18 protein-coding genes are annotated in these 19,068 nt (G+C 67.1%); 13 read left to right on the forward strand and 5 right to left on the reverse strand.

The genetic code is table 11. From position 1 onward, the window contains the following. Positions 1 to 25 precede the first annotated feature (25 nt). Together ACSFBE_RS09990 and ACSFBE_RS09995 are read left to right on the forward strand one after the other, a co-directional pair. A complete protein-coding gene (locus ACSFBE_RS09990) occupies positions 26 to 259 on the forward strand; it encodes a CsbD family protein (RefSeq protein WP_435490218.1) in 234 nt (77 codons plus the stop codon). 56 nt (positions 260 to 315) lie between these two features. Then, positions 316 to 720 carry a hypothetical protein gene (locus tag ACSFBE_RS09995; RefSeq protein ID WP_435490219.1) on the forward strand — a complete coding sequence of 135 codons (405 nt, stop codon included), beginning with the start codon at positions 316 to 318 and terminating at the stop codon, positions 718 to 720. A 65-nt stretch (positions 721 to 785) separates the two neighbouring features. On the opposite strand, the gene ACSFBE_RS10000 is transcribed toward ACSFBE_RS09995, so the two are convergent. After that, positions 786 to 1,226: an acyl-CoA thioesterase gene (locus ACSFBE_RS10000; RefSeq protein ID WP_435490220.1), complete on the reverse strand. Its 441-nt coding sequence runs from the start codon at positions 1,224 to 1,226 to the stop codon at positions 786 to 788. Positions 1,227 to 1,448: 222 nt separating this feature from the next. Between ACSFBE_RS10000 and ACSFBE_RS10005 the strand changes: the two genes are divergently transcribed. Further along, complete coding sequence (locus ACSFBE_RS10005) at positions 1,449 to 2,006, forward strand: phasin family protein (protein ID WP_435490221.1); 558 nt, start codon at positions 1,449 to 1,451, stop codon at positions 2,004 to 2,006. A gap of 114 nt (positions 2,007 to 2,120) precedes the next feature. Next, complete coding sequence (locus tag ACSFBE_RS10010; protein WP_435490222.1) at positions 2,121 to 2,879, forward strand: 3-hydroxyacyl-CoA dehydrogenase; 759 nt, start codon at positions 2,121 to 2,123, stop codon at positions 2,877 to 2,879. A 37-nt stretch (positions 2,880 to 2,916) separates the two neighbouring features. Here the strand turns inward: ACSFBE_RS10010 and ACSFBE_RS10015 are convergent, their stop codons facing one another. Beyond that, positions 2,917 to 3,822, reverse strand: coding sequence for a YihY/virulence factor BrkB family protein (locus tag ACSFBE_RS10015; RefSeq protein ID WP_435490223.1), 906 nt, complete (start codon positions 3,820 to 3,822; stop codon positions 2,917 to 2,919). A 121-nt stretch (positions 3,823 to 3,943) separates the two neighbouring features. On the opposite strand from ACSFBE_RS10015, the gene dnaG reads away from it, so the two are divergent. The 3 genes from dnaG (at position 3,944) to ACSFBE_RS10030 (ending at position 9,899) form a co-directional block, all read left to right on the forward strand. Beyond that, positions 3,944 to 5,917, forward strand: coding sequence for a DNA primase (gene dnaG, locus ACSFBE_RS10020; RefSeq protein WP_435490224.1), 1,974 nt, complete (start codon positions 3,944 to 3,946; stop codon positions 5,915 to 5,917). A gap of 301 nt (positions 5,918 to 6,218) precedes the next feature. Further along, a complete protein-coding gene (gene rpoD / locus ACSFBE_RS10025; RefSeq protein WP_435490225.1) occupies positions 6,219 to 8,579 on the forward strand; it encodes an RNA polymerase sigma factor RpoD in 2,361 nt (786 codons plus the stop codon). 87 nt (positions 8,580 to 8,666) lie between these two features. Further along, positions 8,667 to 9,899 (forward strand): multidrug effflux MFS transporter, encoded by a 1,233-nt coding sequence (locus ACSFBE_RS10030; RefSeq protein WP_435490226.1) that lies wholly within the window; start codon positions 8,667 to 8,669, stop codon positions 9,897 to 9,899. Between the two features lie 5 nt (positions 9,900 to 9,904). On the opposite strand, the gene ACSFBE_RS10035 is transcribed toward ACSFBE_RS10030, so the two are convergent. Then, positions 9,905 to 10,855 (reverse strand): AraC-like ligand-binding domain-containing protein, encoded by a 951-nt coding sequence (locus ACSFBE_RS10035; RefSeq protein WP_435490227.1) that lies wholly within the window; start codon positions 10,853 to 10,855, stop codon positions 9,905 to 9,907. Positions 10,856 to 11,057: 202 nt separating this feature from the next. On the opposite strand from ACSFBE_RS10035, the gene ACSFBE_RS10040 reads away from it, so the two are divergent. Genes ACSFBE_RS10040 through ACSFBE_RS10065 form a run of 6 tightly spaced genes read left to right on the forward strand, consistent with a single transcriptional unit; the run spans position 11,058 to position 17,032 of the window. After that, complete coding sequence (locus tag ACSFBE_RS10040) at positions 11,058 to 12,248, forward strand: amino acid ABC transporter substrate-binding protein (protein WP_435490228.1); 1,191 nt, start codon at positions 11,058 to 11,060, stop codon at positions 12,246 to 12,248. Positions 12,249 to 12,252: 4 nt separating this feature from the next. Further along, a complete protein-coding gene (locus tag ACSFBE_RS10045) occupies positions 12,253 to 13,128 on the forward strand; it encodes a branched-chain amino acid ABC transporter permease (protein WP_435490229.1) in 876 nt (291 codons plus the stop codon). A gap of 29 nt (positions 13,129 to 13,157) precedes the next feature. Beyond that, positions 13,158 to 14,078 carry a branched-chain amino acid ABC transporter permease gene (locus ACSFBE_RS10050; RefSeq protein ID WP_435490388.1) on the forward strand — a complete coding sequence of 307 codons (921 nt, stop codon included), beginning with the start codon at positions 13,158 to 13,160 and terminating at the stop codon, positions 14,076 to 14,078. Next, entirely contained in the window at positions 14,071 to 14,817 is a 747-nt protein-coding gene (locus ACSFBE_RS10055; protein ID WP_435490230.1) for an ABC transporter ATP-binding protein, read from the forward strand. Before ACSFBE_RS10050 ends, ACSFBE_RS10055 begins: the two co-directional genes overlap by 8 nt. Further along, positions 14,814 to 15,524 (forward strand): ABC transporter ATP-binding protein, encoded by a 711-nt coding sequence (locus tag ACSFBE_RS10060; RefSeq protein ID WP_435490231.1) that lies wholly within the window; start codon positions 14,814 to 14,816, stop codon positions 15,522 to 15,524. The genes ACSFBE_RS10055 and ACSFBE_RS10060 overlap by 4 nt, the downstream gene beginning before the upstream one ends. 53 nt (positions 15,525 to 15,577) lie before the next feature. Further along, entirely contained in the window at positions 15,578 to 17,032 is a 1,455-nt protein-coding gene (locus ACSFBE_RS10065) for an aldehyde dehydrogenase family protein (RefSeq protein ID WP_435490232.1), read from the forward strand. 24 nt (positions 17,033 to 17,056) lie between these two features. Here the strand turns inward: ACSFBE_RS10065 and phhA are convergent, their stop codons facing one another. Together phhA and hppD are read right to left on the reverse strand one after the other, a co-directional pair. Then, the gene (gene phhA, locus ACSFBE_RS10070; protein WP_435490233.1) at positions 17,057 to 17,941 is read right to left on the reverse strand and encodes a phenylalanine 4-monooxygenase; all 885 of its coding nucleotides are present in this window, start codon (positions 17,939 to 17,941) and stop codon (positions 17,057 to 17,059) included. Between the two features lie 2 nt (positions 17,942 to 17,943). Next, the gene (hppD, locus tag ACSFBE_RS10075; RefSeq protein WP_435490234.1) at positions 17,944 to 19,032 is read right to left on the reverse strand and encodes a 4-hydroxyphenylpyruvate dioxygenase; all 1,089 of its coding nucleotides are present in this window, start codon (positions 19,030 to 19,032) and stop codon (positions 17,944 to 17,946) included. Between the last annotated feature and the right edge of the window lie 36 nt (positions 19,033 to 19,068).

Consider the following 19,068-nt stretch of genomic DNA (forward strand, 5'->3'; position numbering starts at 1 on the left):
TCATCCATTCAAGAAGGAGATCGTCATGAACAAAGACACGGTTGAAGGCAACTGGAAACAGCTCAAAGGCAAGGTCAAGGAGCAGTGGGGCAAGTTGACGGACGACGACTTCGACGTCATCGCCGGAAAGCGCGACCAACTGCTGGGCCGCATCCAGGAACGCCACGGCATCAGCCGCGACGAAGCCGAGACCCAGGTCAAGGCCTGGGAGAGTGCCGAAGGCCGCACGCCCTCCGCGCTCTGGTACGAAAAGTCCTGACCGCCCCGCATTCCCCTTTTTCAAAACCACACCAACAGACTCAACGGAGAACTCTCATGAAAAAACATCTGCTCATGCTCGCCATCGCGTCCACCTGCTTCATCGGCGCCCAGGCCGGCGCGCTGACGAAGGACGAATACAAGGTCGCGAAAGAAAAGATCGAGGCCGACCACAAGGTCGCCAAGGCCCAGTGCGCCACCCTGAAGGACAACGCCAAGGACGTCTGCGTGAAGGAGGCCGATGGCAAGCAGAAGGTGGCCAAGGCCGAACTGGAACAGCAGTACAAGCCCAGCGACAGCCATGCGCGCAAGGTCGCCGAAGAAAAGGTGGCCATGACCTATGAAGTCGCCAAGGAAAAGTGCGATGACCAGACCGGCGACGCCAAGAACGCCTGCGTGAAGCAAGCCAAGGCCGACGAGTCCAAGGGCAAGGCCGACATCAAGGCCATGAAGAAGATGTAAATCGCCCTCCGGCGGTTCACCGACGACGGCGCCTTCGGGCGCCGTTTGCCTTTCCTGGCCTGCGTTCAGGCCTGCAATTCGCTCACCAGCGCGCGCAGCGCGTCCGGCAGCGGCACCGGCCGCCGCGTCTGGCGATCCACATAGACATGGATGAAGTGGCCCTGGGCGGCCGCGGCCTCGGCGCCTTCGGCAAAGAGCGCGATCTCGTAGCGCACGCTGGAACTGCCTGCCTGCGCAACCCGGATCCCCGCCTCGACCGTCTGCGGGAAGGCGAGCGGCGCGAAGTAGTTGCACTGGGTCTCGACCACGAAGCCGACGGTGCCGCCCTGATGGAGGTCGAGGGCGCCCCGCTCGATCAGCAGGGCATTCACCGCGGTGTCGAACCAGGCGTAGTAGACGACGTTGTTGACGTGGCCGTACAGGTCGTTGTCGGCCCAGCGCGTCGGGATGCTGCGGAAGGCGCGGTAATCGGAGCGGCGATGGGGGCGGGGGCGCGTCGTCGTCATGGCGCGGCATTCTGCCAGCGCGGCTGCGCCGGGCGGGAGCACCTTGCGGCAGGACAAGCTCACCCCCTTTTAGACCCCGGGTTCTAAACTGGCCGTGCGCACGCCAAAAGGCTTGATCGGCTGGCTCAGCTCCCTATACTCAAGCCCATGCTGCACCGCAACATAGACGAGACAGGCGCAGCGCAAACGTGATCCATCTTTCAACCCTCCGGAGTTACCACCATGGCACTGACCGCTGACCAAATCCTCGCCGCCCAAAAGGCCAACCTCGAAACCCTGTTCGGCCTGACCACCAAGGCCTTCGAAGGCGTCGAGAAGCTCGTCGAATTGAACGTGACCGCTTCCAAGGCCGCCCTGAGCGAAGCCGCCAGCACCACGCAAGCGATGCTGAGCGTCAAGGACGCCCAGGAACTGCTCGCGCTGCAAGCCAGCCTGTTCCAGCCGCTGGCTGAAAAGACCTCGGCCTACAGCCGCCACCTCTACGACATCGCCCAAGGCACCGGCGCAGAGTTCAGCAAGGCATTCGAAGGGAAAGCCGCCGAAGCCCAACAAGCCTTCGTCGGCCTGGTCGACAGTGCTGCCAAGAACGCACCCGCCGGCTCCGAAACCGCCATCGCCGTGATGAAGAGCGCCGTTGCCGCCGCCAACAACGCTTTCGAATCGGTCCAGAAGGCCGTCAAGCAAGCCAGCGACGTCGCCGAAGCCAACTTCAACGCGGTGCAGACCACCGCAGTGAACGCAGCCAAGAGCACCGCCCAGACCGCTTCGCGCAAGCGCTGAACCCGCGCTGTCTCAAGGGATCCCTCGGGATCCGATGCAAGCCCCACCCTGGTGGGGCTTTTTTTCGTCCGGCTCTTCGATAATCGTGCGTTCAACCCACTAGGAGACACACGCATGCAGATCGAAGGCAAGGTTTTTATCGTCACCGGCGCCGCCTCGGGGCTCGGCGAGGGCACGGCACGGATGCTGGCCGCCCACGGGGCCAAGGTGGTGATTGCGGACATGCAGGCCGACAAGGGCGAAGCGGTCGCGCGCGAGATCGGCGGCGTGTTCGTGAAGTGCGACGTCACGCAGGAGGCCGACGGTCAGGCTGCGGTCGCCGCCGCCTTGCAGCTCGGCAAGCTGGTCGGCCTGGTCAACTGCGCCGGCATCGCCACCGGCGAGAAGACGGTCGGCAAGAACGGCCCGCACGGCCTGGCGGTGTTCGCCAAGACGGTCACGATCAACCTGATCGGCAGCTTCAACATGATCCGCCTGGCCGCCGATGCCATGGCGAAGAACGAGCCGGAGCCCACCGGCGAGCGCGGCGTGCTGATCTCCACCGCGTCGGTAGCCGCCTACGACGGCCAGATCGGCCAGGCGGCGTACAGCGCCTCCAAGGGAGGCATCGTCGGCATGACGCTGCCGATCGCCCGCGACCTGGCGCGCAACGGCATCCGCAACATGACGATCGCCCCCGGCATCTTCGGCACGCCCATGCTCTTCGGCATGCCCCAGGAGGTGCAAGACGCACTGGCCGCCAGCGTGCCCTTCCCCTCGCGCCTGGGCACGCCGACCGACTACGCCAAGCTGGCCAAGCACATCATCGAGAACGACATGCTGAACGGCGAGGTGATCCGCCTGGACGGCGCGATCCGCCTGGCGCCGCGCTGAGCCGCACCTGGCCCTGCCCGTTTCTCCCCGCCCGCCGCTAGATCCCGCTCTTCTCTCCCGCCGGCGGCTCGTTGCTGCCGGTGCGTTCGAGCCGCTCGTACTGCGCGATCACCTGCGCGCCGAACAGCACCAGCGTCGCCGCGATCTCCAGGCTCAGCAGCACCACGATGGCGGTGGTGAGCGAGCCGTAGACCACGCTCACCTGGGAGAGCGTCGAGAAATACCAGACCAGCGTGTGCCGGGTCAGCTCCCAGAGCAGGGTGGCGGTGACGCCGCCCAGCAGCGCATGCCGCAGCGACAGCCGCCCGACCGGCATCACCAGGTAGAGCGAGGTCAGCATGAAGACCTCGCCGGCGATGCCCAGCAGGTACAGCAGCACGCCCGACACACCCGACAGCGACCAGCTGTATCCGAACAGCTCGACGCTCTCCTGGCCGATGAGCTGGAGCGCGCCCGAGACCAGCGTCACCAGCAGCAGGCCGACGCACAGGCTCAGGATGTAAAGGTAGGGCATCACCGCCGAGACCAGGAAATGCCGGCTGCGATCGGCCTTGCGGTGGTGAAAGATGACGGCCATCGCGCTCTCCAGCACCGTGAAGGCCAGCGAGCTGAAGAAGATCATCGTGACCAGCAGCACCGGGCCGAGCACGTCGCGGTGCGCCAGGAAATTCGAGAGTTCGGTAACCACCGCGCGCGACTGGCTGGGCAGCAGCCACTCCAGGTAGCGGCCGATGGTCGCCAGCAGTTCGGCGCGCTCGATCAGGTGCGACAGGCCGATGACGCTCAAGATGAGCAGTGGCACCATCGACAGCAGCGCGTAGTACGCGACCGCGCCGGCCAGCAGCAGGCCCTGGTTCGCCTTGAAGCTCTTGAGCGCCGACCACAGGAAGTGAAGCGGATGCCGTAGCAGCGGCGCAGCATGGAGGAAGGAGGCGCGGATCATGGTGGGTGCCAGCCAGTATGCCGCCGCGGCACGACACGGCGGTGTCGGCGGTCGGCCCGTCTCCGGCAGGCGCAAACCGGCAAGGCAACGGGCGCTTGCGTATGATTTGCCGCTCCCCGCCATGACCATCCCACCCTCCTTCATCCAGGAACTGATCGCCCGTGCGGACGTCGTGGAGATCGTCGGGCGCTACGTGCAGCTCAAGAAGGCCGGGGCGAACTTCATGGGGCTGTGCCCCTTCCATGGCGAGAAATCGCCCTCTTTCTCCGTCAGCCCGACCAAGCAGTTCTATCACTGCTTCGGCTGCGGCGTGCACGGCAACGCCATCGGCTTCCTGATGGAGCACGCCGGCATGGGCTTTGTCGAAGCGGTGCACGACCTGGCCGGCCAGTACGGCATGCAAGTGCCCGAAGACGACGCCTCGCCCGAGGAGCGCGCCCGCGCCGCCGGTCAGCGCCAGAAGCAGGCGACGCTGTCCGAGGTGCTGGAAAAAGCCGGCGAGGCCTATCGCAAGCAGCTGCGCCAGTCGCCGGGCGCCATCGACTACCTCAAGGGCCGTGGCGTCTCCGGCGAAGTCGCGCGGCTCTACGGCATCGGCTACGCCCCGGCCGGCTGGCGCTCGCTCGCCAGCGTCTTCCCCGACTACGACGATCCGCTGCTGGCCGAGAGCGGCCTGGTGATCGTCGGCGAGGCCGACGACAACGGGGACGGCAAGCGCTACGACCGCTTCCGCGACCGGGTGATGTTCCCGATCCGCAACGTCAAAGGCGAATGCATCGGCTTCGGCGGCCGCGTGCTGGGCGACGAAAAGCCGAAGTACCTGAATTCGCCCGAGACCCCGGTCTTCAGCAAGGGCCGCGAGCTCTACGGCCTGTACGAAGCGCGTGCCGCCTTCCGCGACCGTGGCTACGCGCTGGTCACCGAGGGCTACATGGACGTGGTCGCGCTGGCGCAGCTGGGCTTTCCCAATGCGGTCGCCACCCTCGGCACCGCCTGCACGCCCGAGCATGTGCAGAAGCTGTTCCGCTTCACCGATTCGGTCGTCTTCAGCTTCGACGGCGACGCGGCAGGCCGCCGCGCTGCCCGCAAGGCACTGGACGGCGCCCTGTCCTATGCCAGCGACGTTCGCAGCGTCAAGTTCCTGTTCCTGCCGGCCGAGCACGACCCGGACAGCTTCATCCGCGAGCACGGCGCCGAAGCCTTTGCCCGCTTCGTGAACGAGGCGACGCCGCTCAGCCGTTTCCTGATCGAGGCGGCGCGCGAGGGCTGCGACCTCGGCAGCGCCGAAGGGCGCGCCCACATGGCCAGCAATGCCAAGCCGCTGTGGAGCGCCCTGCCCGATGGCGCGCTCAAGCGCCAGCTGCTTGGGGAAATCGCCGAACTCGTACAGCTCGCCGCGGCCGACCTGACCTCGCTCTGGGCACCGGCCGCCGCGGCGGCACCGGCCCGCAGCGGCCCGAAGCCGCCCGCGGCCGCGGTTGAGGTGCAGCGCTACGAAGACGACGGCACACCCATCACCTACGACCGGCGGGGGCGCAAGGGCCGCGGCGACTGGGGCGACAAGCCCGGGCGCGGCAACTGGGGCGACCGCCGGGCGCCCGCGCCGACCGGCAGCATCGGCCGCACCCGCCTGCGCCCACCCGGCCGGGCCGACGTCGCGGCGCGCCTGCTGCTGTCGAACATGCACGAGTGGGAGGCGCTGTCGCACGAACTGCACGGCCTGCTGTGCGACCTGCCCGGCGAGCACGGGCAGCTCTTCATCTGGCTGGACGGCCAGTGCCACGAGCATGGGGTGCAACCCTGGGCGGCCCTGCGAGAAGGCTTGCGCGGCCAACCCTTCGAGGCCCTGGCGGAGCGGCTCATGACCGAGCCGGAGGGCGGCTCGATCGCGGACGCCGAGGGCGAACAGGCCGCGGGGGCCGCCAAGGAGCTGCGCAACGTGCTCGACTTCATGCTGGACGACCTGCTCAAGGCGCTCCAGAGCGAAGCGATCGCCGCGGTGGGAAGCGACCCCTCCGCGCTGGAACGCTACAAGGCCCTGGAGGCGCGGCGGCTGGAACTGCGCCACCGCCTGAAGCCTTCCGTGGCGGGCTGACAGGCATCCGCCCCTTGAAATCGGGCTTGACGCTATAATCTACGGCTTCGTCTCGCGACGAATGAGGCAAGAGCGACAGCAGCACCTCCGGGCCGACCCCACGCGCAATGCACTTCCCCACGGGAAACGGGTCAATACACCGCAAGGACTGCACACCAAATGTTCGCCCGACATCTTGCTTCTTGAGGAACTCGGTTCCTCGCTGGAGGACTCCAAGTCCTCGAGTTCCCCGTGTCCGTGCCCGCGCCGGTTCAGTGGCGCCAGTGATTCCGCTTGTTTCGTTTTTGTTCTACGAGGTCGTATGCCCAGTACAAAGAAGCCTGCCGTGCCTGTCGCCAAGAAATCCGCCGCGGTCAAACCGTTGAAAGCGGCAGCCTCGCCTGCACCTGCCAAAAAGAGTGCCATCGCGTCCAAGGCGACTGCCGCAACGAAAGTGAAATCCGTGCCCACGAAAACGCCCACCGCCGATACCGTCAAGACCGCCGCCCTGAAGGCCGCACCCGCCCCTGCCACCGCCAAGAAGGTCGGCCGTCCGCCCAAGGCCGCCAGCGCCGCTGCGGCACCCGCGACCGGCGCCAAGCGCGGCCGCAAGCCCAAGGCCGGCAACGAGCCCAAGGAAATCGAAGAAGACTTCTCCGACGTCGAGGCCGAATTCGCCGAGGAAGAACCCGCGGCTGCAGCCGGCACGGAAACGACCACCGTCGAGAAGGTCAAGCCGCTGCGCATGAAGATCAGCAAGGCGAAGGAACGCGCCTTGATGAAGGAATTCGGCCTGGACGAAACCGTCCTGTCCGAAGAAGACATGGCCAAGCGCCGCCAGCGCCTGAAGACGCTGATCACGCTGGGCAAGACCCGCGGCTACCTGACCCAGGGCGAAATTTCCGACCACTTGCCCGACAAGCTGGTCGATGCCGAGACCATGGAAGTCGTGGTCACGATGCTGAACGACCTGGGCGTGGCCGTCTACGAACAGACGCCCGACGCCGAGACGCTGCTGCTGAACAACACGGCCCCCACCGCGACCACCGTCGAGGAAGCCGAAGAAGAAGCCGAAGCCGCGCTTTCCACGGTGGACAGCGAATTCGGCCGCACGACCGACCCGGTCCGCATGTACATGCGCGAAATGGGCACGGTCGAGTTGCTGACGCGCGAAGGCGAAATCGAAATCGCCAAGCGCATCGAAGGCGGCCTGATGGCCATGATGGAGGCGATTTCCGCCTCGCCGAAGACCATCGCCGCGATCCTGGAAATGGCCGCGACCATCCGTGAAGGCAAGGTCGTCATCTCGACCATCGTCGACGGCTTCTCGAACCCGAACGAGGCCGACGACTACGTGGCCGAAGAAGACTTCGACGAATTCGACGAAGAAGACGACGACGACGGCAAGGGCGGCTCCAAGGCACTGACCAAGAAGCTGGAAGAGCTCAAGCGCGATGCCCTCGAGCGCTTCGACCGCATCGCCGACATGTTCGAGAAGATCCACAAGATCTACGACAAGGAAGGCTACGGCACACCGGCGTACACCAAGGCACAGCAGGCGATGTCCGATGAGCTGATGACCATCCGCTTCACGGCCAAGACCATCGAGAAGCTGTGCGATCTGGTGCGCACGCAGGTCGACGACATCCGCAAGAAAGAGCGCGAGCTGCGCCGCATCATCGTGGACAAGTGCGGCTTCCCGCAGGACGACTTCATCCGCGACTTCTCGGGCTACGACAAGAACGGCAACCGCATCGCGTCCAACCTGCTCAACCTGAAGTGGGTCGAGAAGCAGGCGGCCTCCGGCAAGCCGTGGAGCACGGTGATGGCCCGAAACATTCCGCCGGTGCAGGAGTTGCAGCAGCAACTCGCCGACATCCAGTCGAGCGTCGTGGTGCCTCTGACCGAGCTGAAGGACATCAACAAGCGCATGAACGACGGCGAACGCTCGTCGCGCGACGCCAAGAAGGAGATGATCGAGGCCAACCTGCGCCTGGTGATCTCCATCGCCAAGAAGTACACCAACCGCGGCCTGCAGTTCCTGGACCTGATCCAGGAAGGCAACATCGGCCTGATGAAGGCGGTCGACAAGTTCGAATACCGTCGCGGCTACAAGTTCTCGACGTACGCGACGTGGTGGATCCGCCAGGCGATCACGCGCTCGATCGCCGACCAGGCGCGCACCATCCGCATCCCGGTGCACATGATCGAGACGATCAACAAGATGAACCGCATTTCGCGCCAGCATCTGCAGGAGTTCGGCTTCGAGCCCGACGCCGGCATCCTGGCCGCGAAGATGGAGATCCCGGAAGACAAGATCCGCAAGATCATGAAGATCGCGAAAGAGCCGATCTCCATGGAAACGCCGATCGGCGACGACGACGATTCGCACCTGGGCGACTTCATCGAGGACAGCAGCAACACGGCGCCGATCGAGGCCGCGATGCAGGCGGGCCTGCGCGACGTCGTCAAGGACATCCTCGACTCGCTGACGCCGCGCGAAGCCAAGGTGCTGCGCATGCGCTTCGGTATCGAGATGAGCACCGACCACACGCTGGAAGAAGTCGGCAAGCAGTTCGACGTGACGCGTGAACGCATCCGCCAGATCGAAGCCAAGGCGCTGCGCAAGCTGAAGCACCCGTCGCGCTCGGACAAGCTGCGCAGCTTCATCGACACGCTTTAAGCGTTTCAGCAGCCACGCCCCTGAAAGCGGACTTGCCGGACCCAGCGTTCGGCAAGTCCGCTTTGTTTTGTTCTGTTCGAGAGACGCATGAACCCCGACGCCCAAACCCTCTGGAAAGCCCCGCGATGGGCGCTCGCCATCCTGCTCGCGGTGCTGGGCATGCTCGGCCCCTTCTCGATCGACACTTACATCCCGGCCTTCTCGGGCATCGCGAAGTCCATCGGCGCGACGCCGGTGGAGATGCAGCAGACGCTGTCGGCCTACCTGTTCGGCTTCGCCTTCATGAACCTGTTCCACGGCGCCCTGTCGGACAGCTTCGGGCGGCGCCCGGTGGTGCTGTGGGGGCTGGCCGTGTTCACCCTAGCATCGCTGGGCTGCGCACTGTCGCAGACCATCGGGCAACTGGTGCTGTTCCGCGCGCTGCAGGGCCTGTCGACCGGGGCCGGCATCGTCGTGTCGCGCGCCGTCATCCGCGACATGTTCCCGCCGGCCGAGGCGCAGAAGGTGATGGCGCAGGTCACCATCTACTTCGGCGTGGCACCGGCCATCGCGCCGATCGTCGGCGGCTTCCTCTTCGTGCATGCCGGCTGGCATGCGATTTTCTGGTTCCTCGTGGCCGTCGGCGTGGTGCTCTTCGCGGCCAACTACAAGCTGCTGCCCGAGACGCTGCACGCCACGCAGCGCCAGCCCTTCAACGCGCGCCATCTGATGCGCGGCTACTGGGACCTGTGCTCGGACCCGCGCTTCCTGCTGCTCGCACTCGCCAGCGGCGTGCCCTTCAATGGCATGTTTCTCTACGTGCTGTCGGCGCCGGCGTTCCTGGGTGACCACCTGGGCCTGGCACCCACGCAGTTCTTCTGGTTCTTCCTGCTGAGCATCGGCGGCATCATGGCCGGCGCCTGGGCCAGCGGCCGCATGGCTGGCAAGGTGGCGCCCAAGCGTCAGATCCGCGACGGCTTTCTGATCATGCTGACGACCTCGCTGGTGAACGTCGCCGCCAATGCCTTCTTCGTCGCGCATCCGGCCTGGGCCATGTGGCCTATCGGGCTGTTTGCCTTCGGCTGGGCGCTGATGGTGCCGGTGGTGACGCTGCTGGTGCTCGACCTGCACCCCGAGCGGCGCGGCATGGCCTCGTCGCTGCAGGCCGTGATCGGCTCGACCGCCAACGGCCTGGTGGCCGGCGTGATCGCGCCCCTGGTGATGCATTCGACGTTGGCGCTGGCCGTGACGTCGATTCTCATGATGGGCATCGGCCTGGTGGCCTGGGTTTGGCTGCACAGCCGCTGGCCCGAGATCGGCCGGCAGATTGCGAAGTACTAGGGCGCCTACCCCGCCGTGCAGCGATACGCACTCGGGCTCAGTCCAGCTCGGGCACGGAACACGCGGCTGAAGTGCGAGAGGTTGCCGAAGCCGCAATCGATCGCGATGTCGGTCAGCGATTGAGTGGCGCGCGCCGGGTCGCGCAGGGCGCGCATGCAGGCTTCGATGCGCTCGCGCAGGATGTAGCCGGCCAGCGTGTCCTCTTCCTCGGCGAATGCCGCATGCAGCAGGCGTTTGCTGCAGTTGAGCGCCTGCGCGATGCCGTCGATCGACAGGTCGGGGTCGCGCAACCGCAGCGCCACATGCGCCCGGATGCGGTCGCGCAAGGCGGCGCGCTGGCTGTTCGCCGTCTCCAGTCCAGCCGCTTCCAGCAGCGAGAGCTGGACCAGTTGCACGATCAGTTCGCCGGCCACGCGCGCGGCCGATTCGCTCATGAAAGGCAGCTCCCTGTAGGTGCTGCGCATGGTGTCGAGCGCGACCCGCGAAATGCCGCTTGCGCCGCCGGCAGGCCGTGCCATCAATTCCCGCAGCCGATGGCCGTCGACCCGGATGCGCTCACGCGGCAGCATCACGATCAGGTGGTCCGACCGCTCGGGGTTGTCGACGGTGTAGCCCTCGGTGGTGTCGTAGATGGTCCAGGCACCGCTGCGCACGCTGACGCTGCGACCATACTGCGTCACCGCGGCACTGCCCTGCCAGGGCGCGACGATCTTGAGACAGGCCTGGTCGCTGGTGCGCACCATGCCCGCGGTGCGCAGCACGCGATGGCGGTTGGCTTCCAGCTTGGTCATCACCACATCCCCCGCACGCGCGGCCGCGATGTGGCCCTCGAAGCCGGTGTCGCCGTAGAAGTCGGACTCCAGGCCACCGAAGTGCTGCCAGATCCATTCGCGCCACTGCGGCGCACGCTCGCGCGCAGCGACATGGTCGGTCGACATCGACAACGAACGGGTCATGGGCGCCTTTCCAGGGGAGAAGGGAGGAGGCTCGATTATTTGCCCGGCGCCGACACCCAGCGCCCACCCATTCCAGAGGGTTAACCCGGACCGCCGTGCGTTCAGCGTCAAGCGCTTCGTGCGCCCGCAGCACAGCGCAAAGGCGGGGCCCTTCCTACGATCCCGATACCGGCTGCCCTCCTGCCGGTCAAGGAGTCCGACCATGTCCGCTTTGTCCCGCCGCACGCTCATCCAGGGCGCCAGCGCCCTCGGCGCCGCCGCCGTGGCGCCTCGCCTGCTCGCCCAGAGCGCACCCGTTCGCATCGGTTACGCCATCGCGCGGACCGGCCCCTGGGCGGCCGGCGCGCAGGTCAGCCAGGAGCCCAACTACCTGCTGTGGGCCGAGCAGGTCAATGCGGCAGGCGGGCTCGCCGTCAAGGGCGCGAAACGGCCCATCGAGCTGATCGGCTACGACGACCGCAGCGAAACCGAAACCTGCGTGCGCACCTTCGAGAAACTCATGGGCAGCGACAAGGTCGACCTGGTGTTGCCGCCCTGGGGCTCAGGCGCGAACTTCGCGATCGCGCCGCTGGCCAATCGCTTCGGCTATCCGCTGCTGGCGCCCACCGCCCTGTCGCGCAAGCTGATCGACATGCAGCTGCCCTACTTCTTCTCGCTGCTGCAGCAGCCCGACAAGATGATGGGCGCCCTGGTGGACCTGCTGGTGGCCAACGGCGTGAAGACGATCGCCATCGTCTACATGGACGACCTTTTCGGCCTGGAGAACTTCGCCGCACTCAACAGTGCGTTGAAGAAGACACAGATCCAGGTGCTCGAACGCAAGAGCTATCCGCTCGGCGTGAAGGACCTCGCGCCCGTGCTGCGCGGCATCAAGGACCAGAACCCGGACGCCTTCATCGGCATCACCTACCCGCCCGACACGATCCTGGCGAGCCGGCAGGCACGCGAGGTGGGCCTCAACCCGAAGTTCTTCTATGCCTCGGTGGGCACCGCCTTCCAGCTCTACAAGAACGTGATGGCGGCGAACACCGAGGGCGTGCTCGGCATGGGCTCGTGGAACGCCAAGACCAGCCCCGAGGCCAAGGCCTATTTCGACGCGCACACGAAGAAGTTCGGCAAGGAGCCCGACCGCTGGGCCAGCGGCCATGCATGGGCCGGGCTCGAAATCCTGCAGCAGGCCGTGGGCAGCATCGGGCTGGACCGCAAGGCGCTGCGCGACCACATCGCGAAGACCGAGTTCAAGACCATCCTCGGCCCGATCCGCTTCGCGGGCAGCGAGAACGCGTCCATCCCCGGCACGGTGGCGCAATGGCAGGGCGGGGAGTTCGAGGTCGTCTGGCCGCCGGCACGCGCCACCGCGAAACTCGTCGCGGCCAAGCCCGCCTGGAAGTAGGCCGGTGTCCTTCACGTCCTGGGCCGAGCTGATCGCCGGCGGATTGATCACGGGCGGCATCTACGCGCTGGTGGCCATCGGGCTGAACCTGCAGTACGGGCTGATGCGCATCATGAACATCTCGCACGGCGAGTTCCTCATGCTGGGCGCCTTCTTCACCTGGTGGGCCCACACCACGCTGGGCATCTCGCCCCTGCTGCTGATGCCCGCGGCCTTCGTGGCCCTGTTCGTCCTGGGCATCGTGGTGCACCGGCTGTGCTTTCGCCGGCTGGCCGCCCGCACACCCAACGTCGACCTGTTCGAGGCCCGCAGCCTGATGGTCGGCTTCGGCCTGATGTTCGTGGTGCAGAACACGGCGCTGCTGCTGTGGGGCGGCGACCTGCGCGGCTACGAGTACCTGGCCGAACCGGTGCAGATCGCGGGCATGCGCTTCACGGCCAACAAGCTGTTGCTGTTCGGCGTGTCGCTGGCGCTGAGCCTCACGCTCATCGTGCTGCTGCGCTTCACGCTGCTGGGCAAGGCGGTGCGCGCGCTGATGCAGTCGCCCACCGGCGCACAGCTGGTCGGTATCCACACCGGGCGCCTGCACCCGCTGATGTTCGGCATCGGCCTCGGGTTGTCGGGCGTAGCCGGCGCGCTGCTCTCGATGACCTACGAGATCAGCCCCTCGATGGGCGAGCCCTACACCGTGACGGCGCTGATCGTGATCACGCTCGGCGGCTTCGGCAGCATCGTCGGCAGCCTGGCCGGCGGCCTGCTGCTCGGACTGGTGGAGGCGCTGGGCATGCACTGGACCAGCCCTTCTCTCAAGATGCTGCTGTCCTATGGCGTCTTCATCGGCGTCCTGATCTGGCGCCCCAACGGACTGTTCAAGCGATGAATCTGCCTGTCTCGCCCTCCTCTTCTTTCATGCGCTGGCGGGTACCTGCGGCCATCGCCGCGCTGCTGGCGGCCGCCGCACTGCCCTGGGCCGCGAGCGAGTTCGTGGCCTCCATCGCCCTGAGCTGCCTGATGTACATCGCCCTGTCGACGAGCTGGTCGATCTTCTGCGGCGCCACGCGCTACCTGTCGCTCGCGACCTCGGCCTTCTTCGGCCTGGGCGCGTACGCCAGCGCGATGCTGCTCGAGGTCTTGCCGTGGCCGATGGTCATCGCCGCTGGCGCACTGCTCGCGGCGGCCACCGCGCTGGTGATCGGCGCCGCGGTGCTGCACCTGCGCGGCACCTACTTCGCGGTGCTGACCTTCGGCATGACCGAGCTGATCCGTCATGCGATCACCTTCGTCGAGAAGCAGGTGTCGGGCACCGTGGGCCGGGTGCTCACCGTCGTGCCCTCCAGCGAGACGGTCTACCTCACGATGCTGCTGATCGCGGCGGCTTCCATCGCCACGGCCGTGTGGGTGCGGCGCAGCCGCTTCGGCCTGGCACTCGCAGGCATCGGTGCCGACGAGCAGCGCGCGCAGACGCTGGGTGTGAACACGCGCAACGCCAAGCTGGCAGGCTTTGCGCTCACCGCCGCCTTCGCGGGCGCGGTCGGCGCGGCCATGGCAGTGCGCTGGACCTACATCGACCCGCCCGCGGTGTTCAGCCCCTTCATCGGCTTCCAGACCGTGCTGATCGCGCTCATCGGCGGCACGGCCAGCATCGGCGGGCCGGTGCTCGCCGCCATCGTGTTCAGCCTGCTGGCCGAGACGCTGCGGCTGCAACTGCCCTACGGCTACATGATGGTGCTGGGCCTGCTGCTGATCCTGTGCGTGCTCTACCTGCCCAACGGCCTCGCCTCGCTGTGGCAACGGCGCCCGACCCGACCCCTGGAGAACGGCCATGGCTGACCCCCTGCTCGAAGCCCGCGCGCTCACGGTGCGCTTCGGTGGCCTGACGGCGGTGGACGCCGTCAGCGCCACGCTGCAGGCCGGTGAACTCGTCGGCATCATCGGCCCGAACGGCGCCGGCAAGACCACCTTCTTCAACGCGATCTCGGGCGTGATCCCGCCGACCGATGGCCAGCTGCGCATCGCAGGCACCGACCTCACCGGACAGCCGCCGCAGCGCTATGCGGCACACGGCGTCGCACGCACCTTCCAGACCCCGCGCGTGTTCCACGACATGAGCGTGGCCGACAACATCCGCTTCGGCATGCAGTTTGCGGGCCGCCACCGCCAGGCGCCGGCTGGCCTGCAGACCGAAGGGGACATCCTGTCGCTGCTCGGCCTCGGCGCCTGGGCCAACCAGCCGGCCGGACTCGTCACGCCGTCGCAGCAGCGCCTGCTGGAGATCGGCATGGCGCTGGGCACGCGGCCGCGCGTGCTGCTGCTCGACGAGGTGGCCGCGGGCCTGACCGAGGCCGAGGTCGAAGCCATGGCGCAGCGCATCCGCGGGCTGCGCGACGACTTCGGCCTGACGGTCGTGTGGATCGAACATGCGGTGACCACCCTGCTGCGCCACGTCGAGCGCGTGTTGGTGCTGCACCAGGGCCGCAAGATCGCCGACGCGGCGCCGGCCGAGGTGGTGCGCGACGCGGGCGTGATCGAGGCCTACCTCGGCGACGAAATGGTGGAGGTCACCGTATGAACGGCGCCACATTGAACGTCGACAGCCTGGGCGCCGGCTACCACGGCTTCCAGGTGCTGCGCGGCATCTCGCTGGAAGTGCGGCCCGGCATCACCGTCATCGTCGGCCCGAACGGCGCTGGCAAGACCACGCTGCTCAAGGCCATCGAGGGCCTGCTGCCGCGCAGCGGCACCGTGCGGCTCGACGGCGAACCGCTGCCGCCGGCCGACACCACCGCCTGCGTGCGGCGCGGCCTCGCGCTGGTGGCCGAGGGCCGCCAGCTCTTCCCCCACATGAGCGTGACGGAGAACCTCGAGCTCGGCGGCTGGCTCGCGTCGCCTGCCGAGCGCACGCGCCGGCTCGCGCAGGCCTTCGAGGACTTTCCGCGCCTCAAGGAACGCGCGAACCAGGCCGCCGGCACCATGAGCGGCGGCGAGCAGCAAATGGTGGCGGTGGCCCGCGCCATGATGAGCGCACCGCGTTTGCTGATGCTCGACGAGCCTTCACTCGGCCTCGCGCCGCGCGCGATCGACGAATTGCTGGTGATCGTGCAGCGCATCGCCGCGCAGGGCGTGACGGTGCTGATGGTCGAGCAGAACGTGCGCAAGGCGCTGTCGATCGCCGACCGCGGCTACGTGCTGGAACGCGGCCGCCTCGTGGCCGAGGGCGAGGCGGCGGTGCTGCTCGCCTCCGATGCCATCCGCCACGCCTATCTCGGTGTGACCTGAAGCCGGGTGCTTCGAAACGCCCTTCCTCCTCTCATCCCTTACAGGAAACTCCCATGCAACGCATCGACATGCTGATCGACGGCCAACGCACCGCCGCCACCGGCGGCGCCACCTTTGAACGCCGCAACCCGCTCGACGGCCAGGTGGCCACACGCGCACCCGCAGCCACCACGGCCGACGCGGTCGCCGCCGTCGAATCCGCCGCGAAGGCCTTCCCCGCCTGGGCCGCGCTCGGACCCGGCGCGCGCCGCGCGCTGCTGCTGAAGGCGGCCCACGCCCTGGAAGCGCGCGCCGAGAACTTCGCACGCGCCATGGCGGCCGAGACCGGCGCCTCCGGCATGTGGGCCGGTTTCAACGTACACCTGGCCGCCGGCATGCTGACCGAGGCGGCCTCGATCACCACGCAGATCAGCGGTGAAGTGATCCCCTCCGACGTGCCCGGCAGTCTCGCGATGGCGGTGCGCCAGCCGGCCGGCGTGGTGCTCGGCATCGCGCCCTGGAACGCACCCGTCATCCTCGGCGTGCGCGCCATCGCGACGCCGCTGGCCTGCGGCAACACCGTGGTGCTCAAGGGCTCGGAGCTCTGCCCGGCCACGCACGGCCTCATCATCGAAGCCCTGCAGGACGCGGGCCTGCCACCCGGCGTGGTGAACTTCGTGACCAACGCGCCCGCCGACGCGGCGGCCGTGGTCGAGGCCATGGTCGCGCACCCGGCGGTGCGGCGCGTGAACTTCACGGGTTCGACGCATGTCGGACGGCTGATCGCGATGACCTGCGCCAAGTACCTGAAGCAGGCGGTGCTCGAACTCGGCGGCAAGGCGCCCTTCGTGGTGCTCGACGATGCGGACATCGACGCGGCGGTGGATGCCGCCGCCTTCGGCGCGTTCGCCAACTCCGGCCAGATTTGCATGTCGACCGAACGCATCGTGCTGGACATCCGCATCGCCGACGCCTTCGCCGCCAAGTTCGTCGCCAAGGCCAAAGCGTTGCCCCTGGGCGACCCCCGTGCCGGCGAGCCGGTCGTGTTGGGTTCGGTGGTGGACATGACCACGGTGGCGCGCTGCAACGCGCTGATCGACGACGCACTCGCCAAGGGCGCCACCCTGCTGATCGGCGGCAAGGCCGACAGCACGCTGATGCCCGCGACGGTGCTCGACCAGGTGACGCCCGCGATGAAGATCTACCACGAGGAATCGTTCGCACCGGTCAAGGCGCTGGTGCGCGTCGACGGCGTCGAGGCGGCCATCGCGACGGCCAATGACAACGCCTTCGGCCTGTCGGCCGCGGTGTTCGGGCGCGACATCGCGCGCGCCTGGCAGGTGGCGCAGCGCATCGAGTCCGGCATCTGCCACATCAACGGCCCGACCGTGCACGACGAGGCGCAGATGCCCTTCGGCGGGGTCAAGGGCTCGGGCTACGGACGCTTCGGCGGCAAGGCCGGGATCGAGGCCTTCACAGAGCTGCGCTGGATCACGCTGCAGACCACGCCACGGCACTACCCGTTCTGAGGCAGCGCGCATCACGGGCGCAGGTCAGGCGGCGCGTTTGCCCGTGTGGTAGCGGCCTGTGCCGCGGGCGATGACGCGATCGGTTCCCAGCACGTCCCCCGGCTGGTAATCCGGCTGCCCCGTGATGCGTTCGTACAGCGGCGCGAAGTCGATGGTCGCCAGTTCGAGCAGATCGGCAAGGCTGTCGATGACGAAGTAGCTTTCCTGGAAATCGTCGATGCGGTAGTTCGTGCGCATCACCCGCTCCAGGTCGAAGCCGATGCGGTTGGGCGAGGCGTCGTCGAGCGAGAACACGCTCTCGGTGCGCGACGACGCGATGCCGGCGCCGTAGATGCGCAGACCGTCCTTCTGCTGGATCAGCCCGAACTCCACCGTGTACCAATAGACGCGCGCCAGCTTGTCGAGCACGCCCAGCTTCTTCGCACGCAGGCCGCCTTCACCATACGCCTGGATGTAGTCTGCGATCGACGGGTTCATCAGCATCGGCACATGGCCGAACACGTCGTGAAACACGTCGGGCTCTTCCAGGTAGTCGAGCTCGTGCAGCTTGCGGATGAAGTTGCCCGCGGGAAAGCGCCGGTTGGCCAGGTGCTCGAAGAAGACCTCGTCGGGCACCAGGCCCGGCACGGCCACGACCTGCCAGCCGGTGCGCTGCGTCAGCACCTCGCTCAGTTCCAGGAAGTTCGGAATCTGCTCGGCACCGATGGGCAGGTTCTTCATGCCTTCGACGAACTCGTCGCAGGCGCGGCCGGGCAACAGCTTCGTCTGGCGTTCGAAGAGCGTCTTCCAGACGGCATGCTCGGCTGGCGTGTAGTTCGACCAGCCCTGGTCGATGGTCCAGTCGGGCCGATCGGGCCTGGCCGCATCGCCGGCCGCGAGCCCGTGCTTGGTCGCTTCGGCGGCCAACATGCTCAGGCCTCGGCCGTGTCGAGAACGCCGCGGCGGATCTGGTCGCGTTCGAGCGATTCGAACAACGCCTTGAAATTGCCCTCGCCGAAGCCGTCGCGGTAGTCGCCGCGCCGCTCGATGAACTCGAAGAACACCGGCCCCAGCATCGGCGTGGAGAAGATTTGCAGCAAGAGGCGCGGCTGGCCGCCCTCCGTAGTGCCGTCCAGCAGGATGCCGCGCGCCTGCAGCTCCGGCACGTTCTGGCCGTGGCCCGGCAGGCGGGTGTCGAGCATCTGGTAGTAGATGTCGTTGGGCGCGGTGGCCGTCTGCACGCCGGCCATGGCGAGCTTGTCCACCGCTTCCTTCAGGTCGTCGCAGATCAGCGCGATGTGCTGGATGCCTTCGCCGTTGAACTCCATGAGGAATTCCTCGATCTGGCCCCCGCCCTTCTTGGACTCCTCGTTGAGCGGGATGCGGATTTTGCCGTCGGGCGCCGTCATGGCCTTCGACGTGAGGCCGGTGTATTCGCCCGAGATGTCGAAGTAGCGGATCTCGCGGAAGTTGAAGAGCTTCTCGTAGAAGTCGGCCCAGAAGGTCATGCGACCGCGGTACACGTTGTGCGTGAGGTGGTCGATGAGCTTCAGGCCGTGGCCGACCGGATGGCGGTCCACGCCGTCGATGAACTCGAAGTCGATGTCGTAGATCGACTTGCCTTCTTCATAGCGGTCGATCAGGTACAGCGGCGCGCCGCCGATGCCCTTGATGGCCGGCAGGCGCAGTTCCATCGGGCCGGTGGCGATCTCGATCGGCTGGGCGCCGAGCTCGAGCGCGCGGTTGTACGCCTTGTGCGCGTCCGTCACCCGAAAGGCCAAGCCACAGGCCGAGGGGCCGTGTTCTGCCGCGAAGTAGCCGGCCTGACTCTTCGGCTCGCGGTTCACGATGAAGTTGATGTCGCCCTGGCGGTACAGCACCACGTCCTTGGAGCGGTGCTTGGCCACCAGCGTGAAGCCCAGCGTCTCGAATACCGGCTCCAGCACGCCCGGCGTGGGCGATGCGAACTCGACGAATTCGAAGCCTTGCAGGCCCATGGGGTTCTCGTAGTGATCGGCCATCGTGTGTCTCCAGAAATTGCGGGTGGGGTTGTGGTC

Source organism: Variovorax sucrosi (assembly GCF_051216635.1).
Lineage (GTDB): Bacteria > Pseudomonadota > Gammaproteobacteria > Burkholderiales > Burkholderiaceae_C > Variovorax.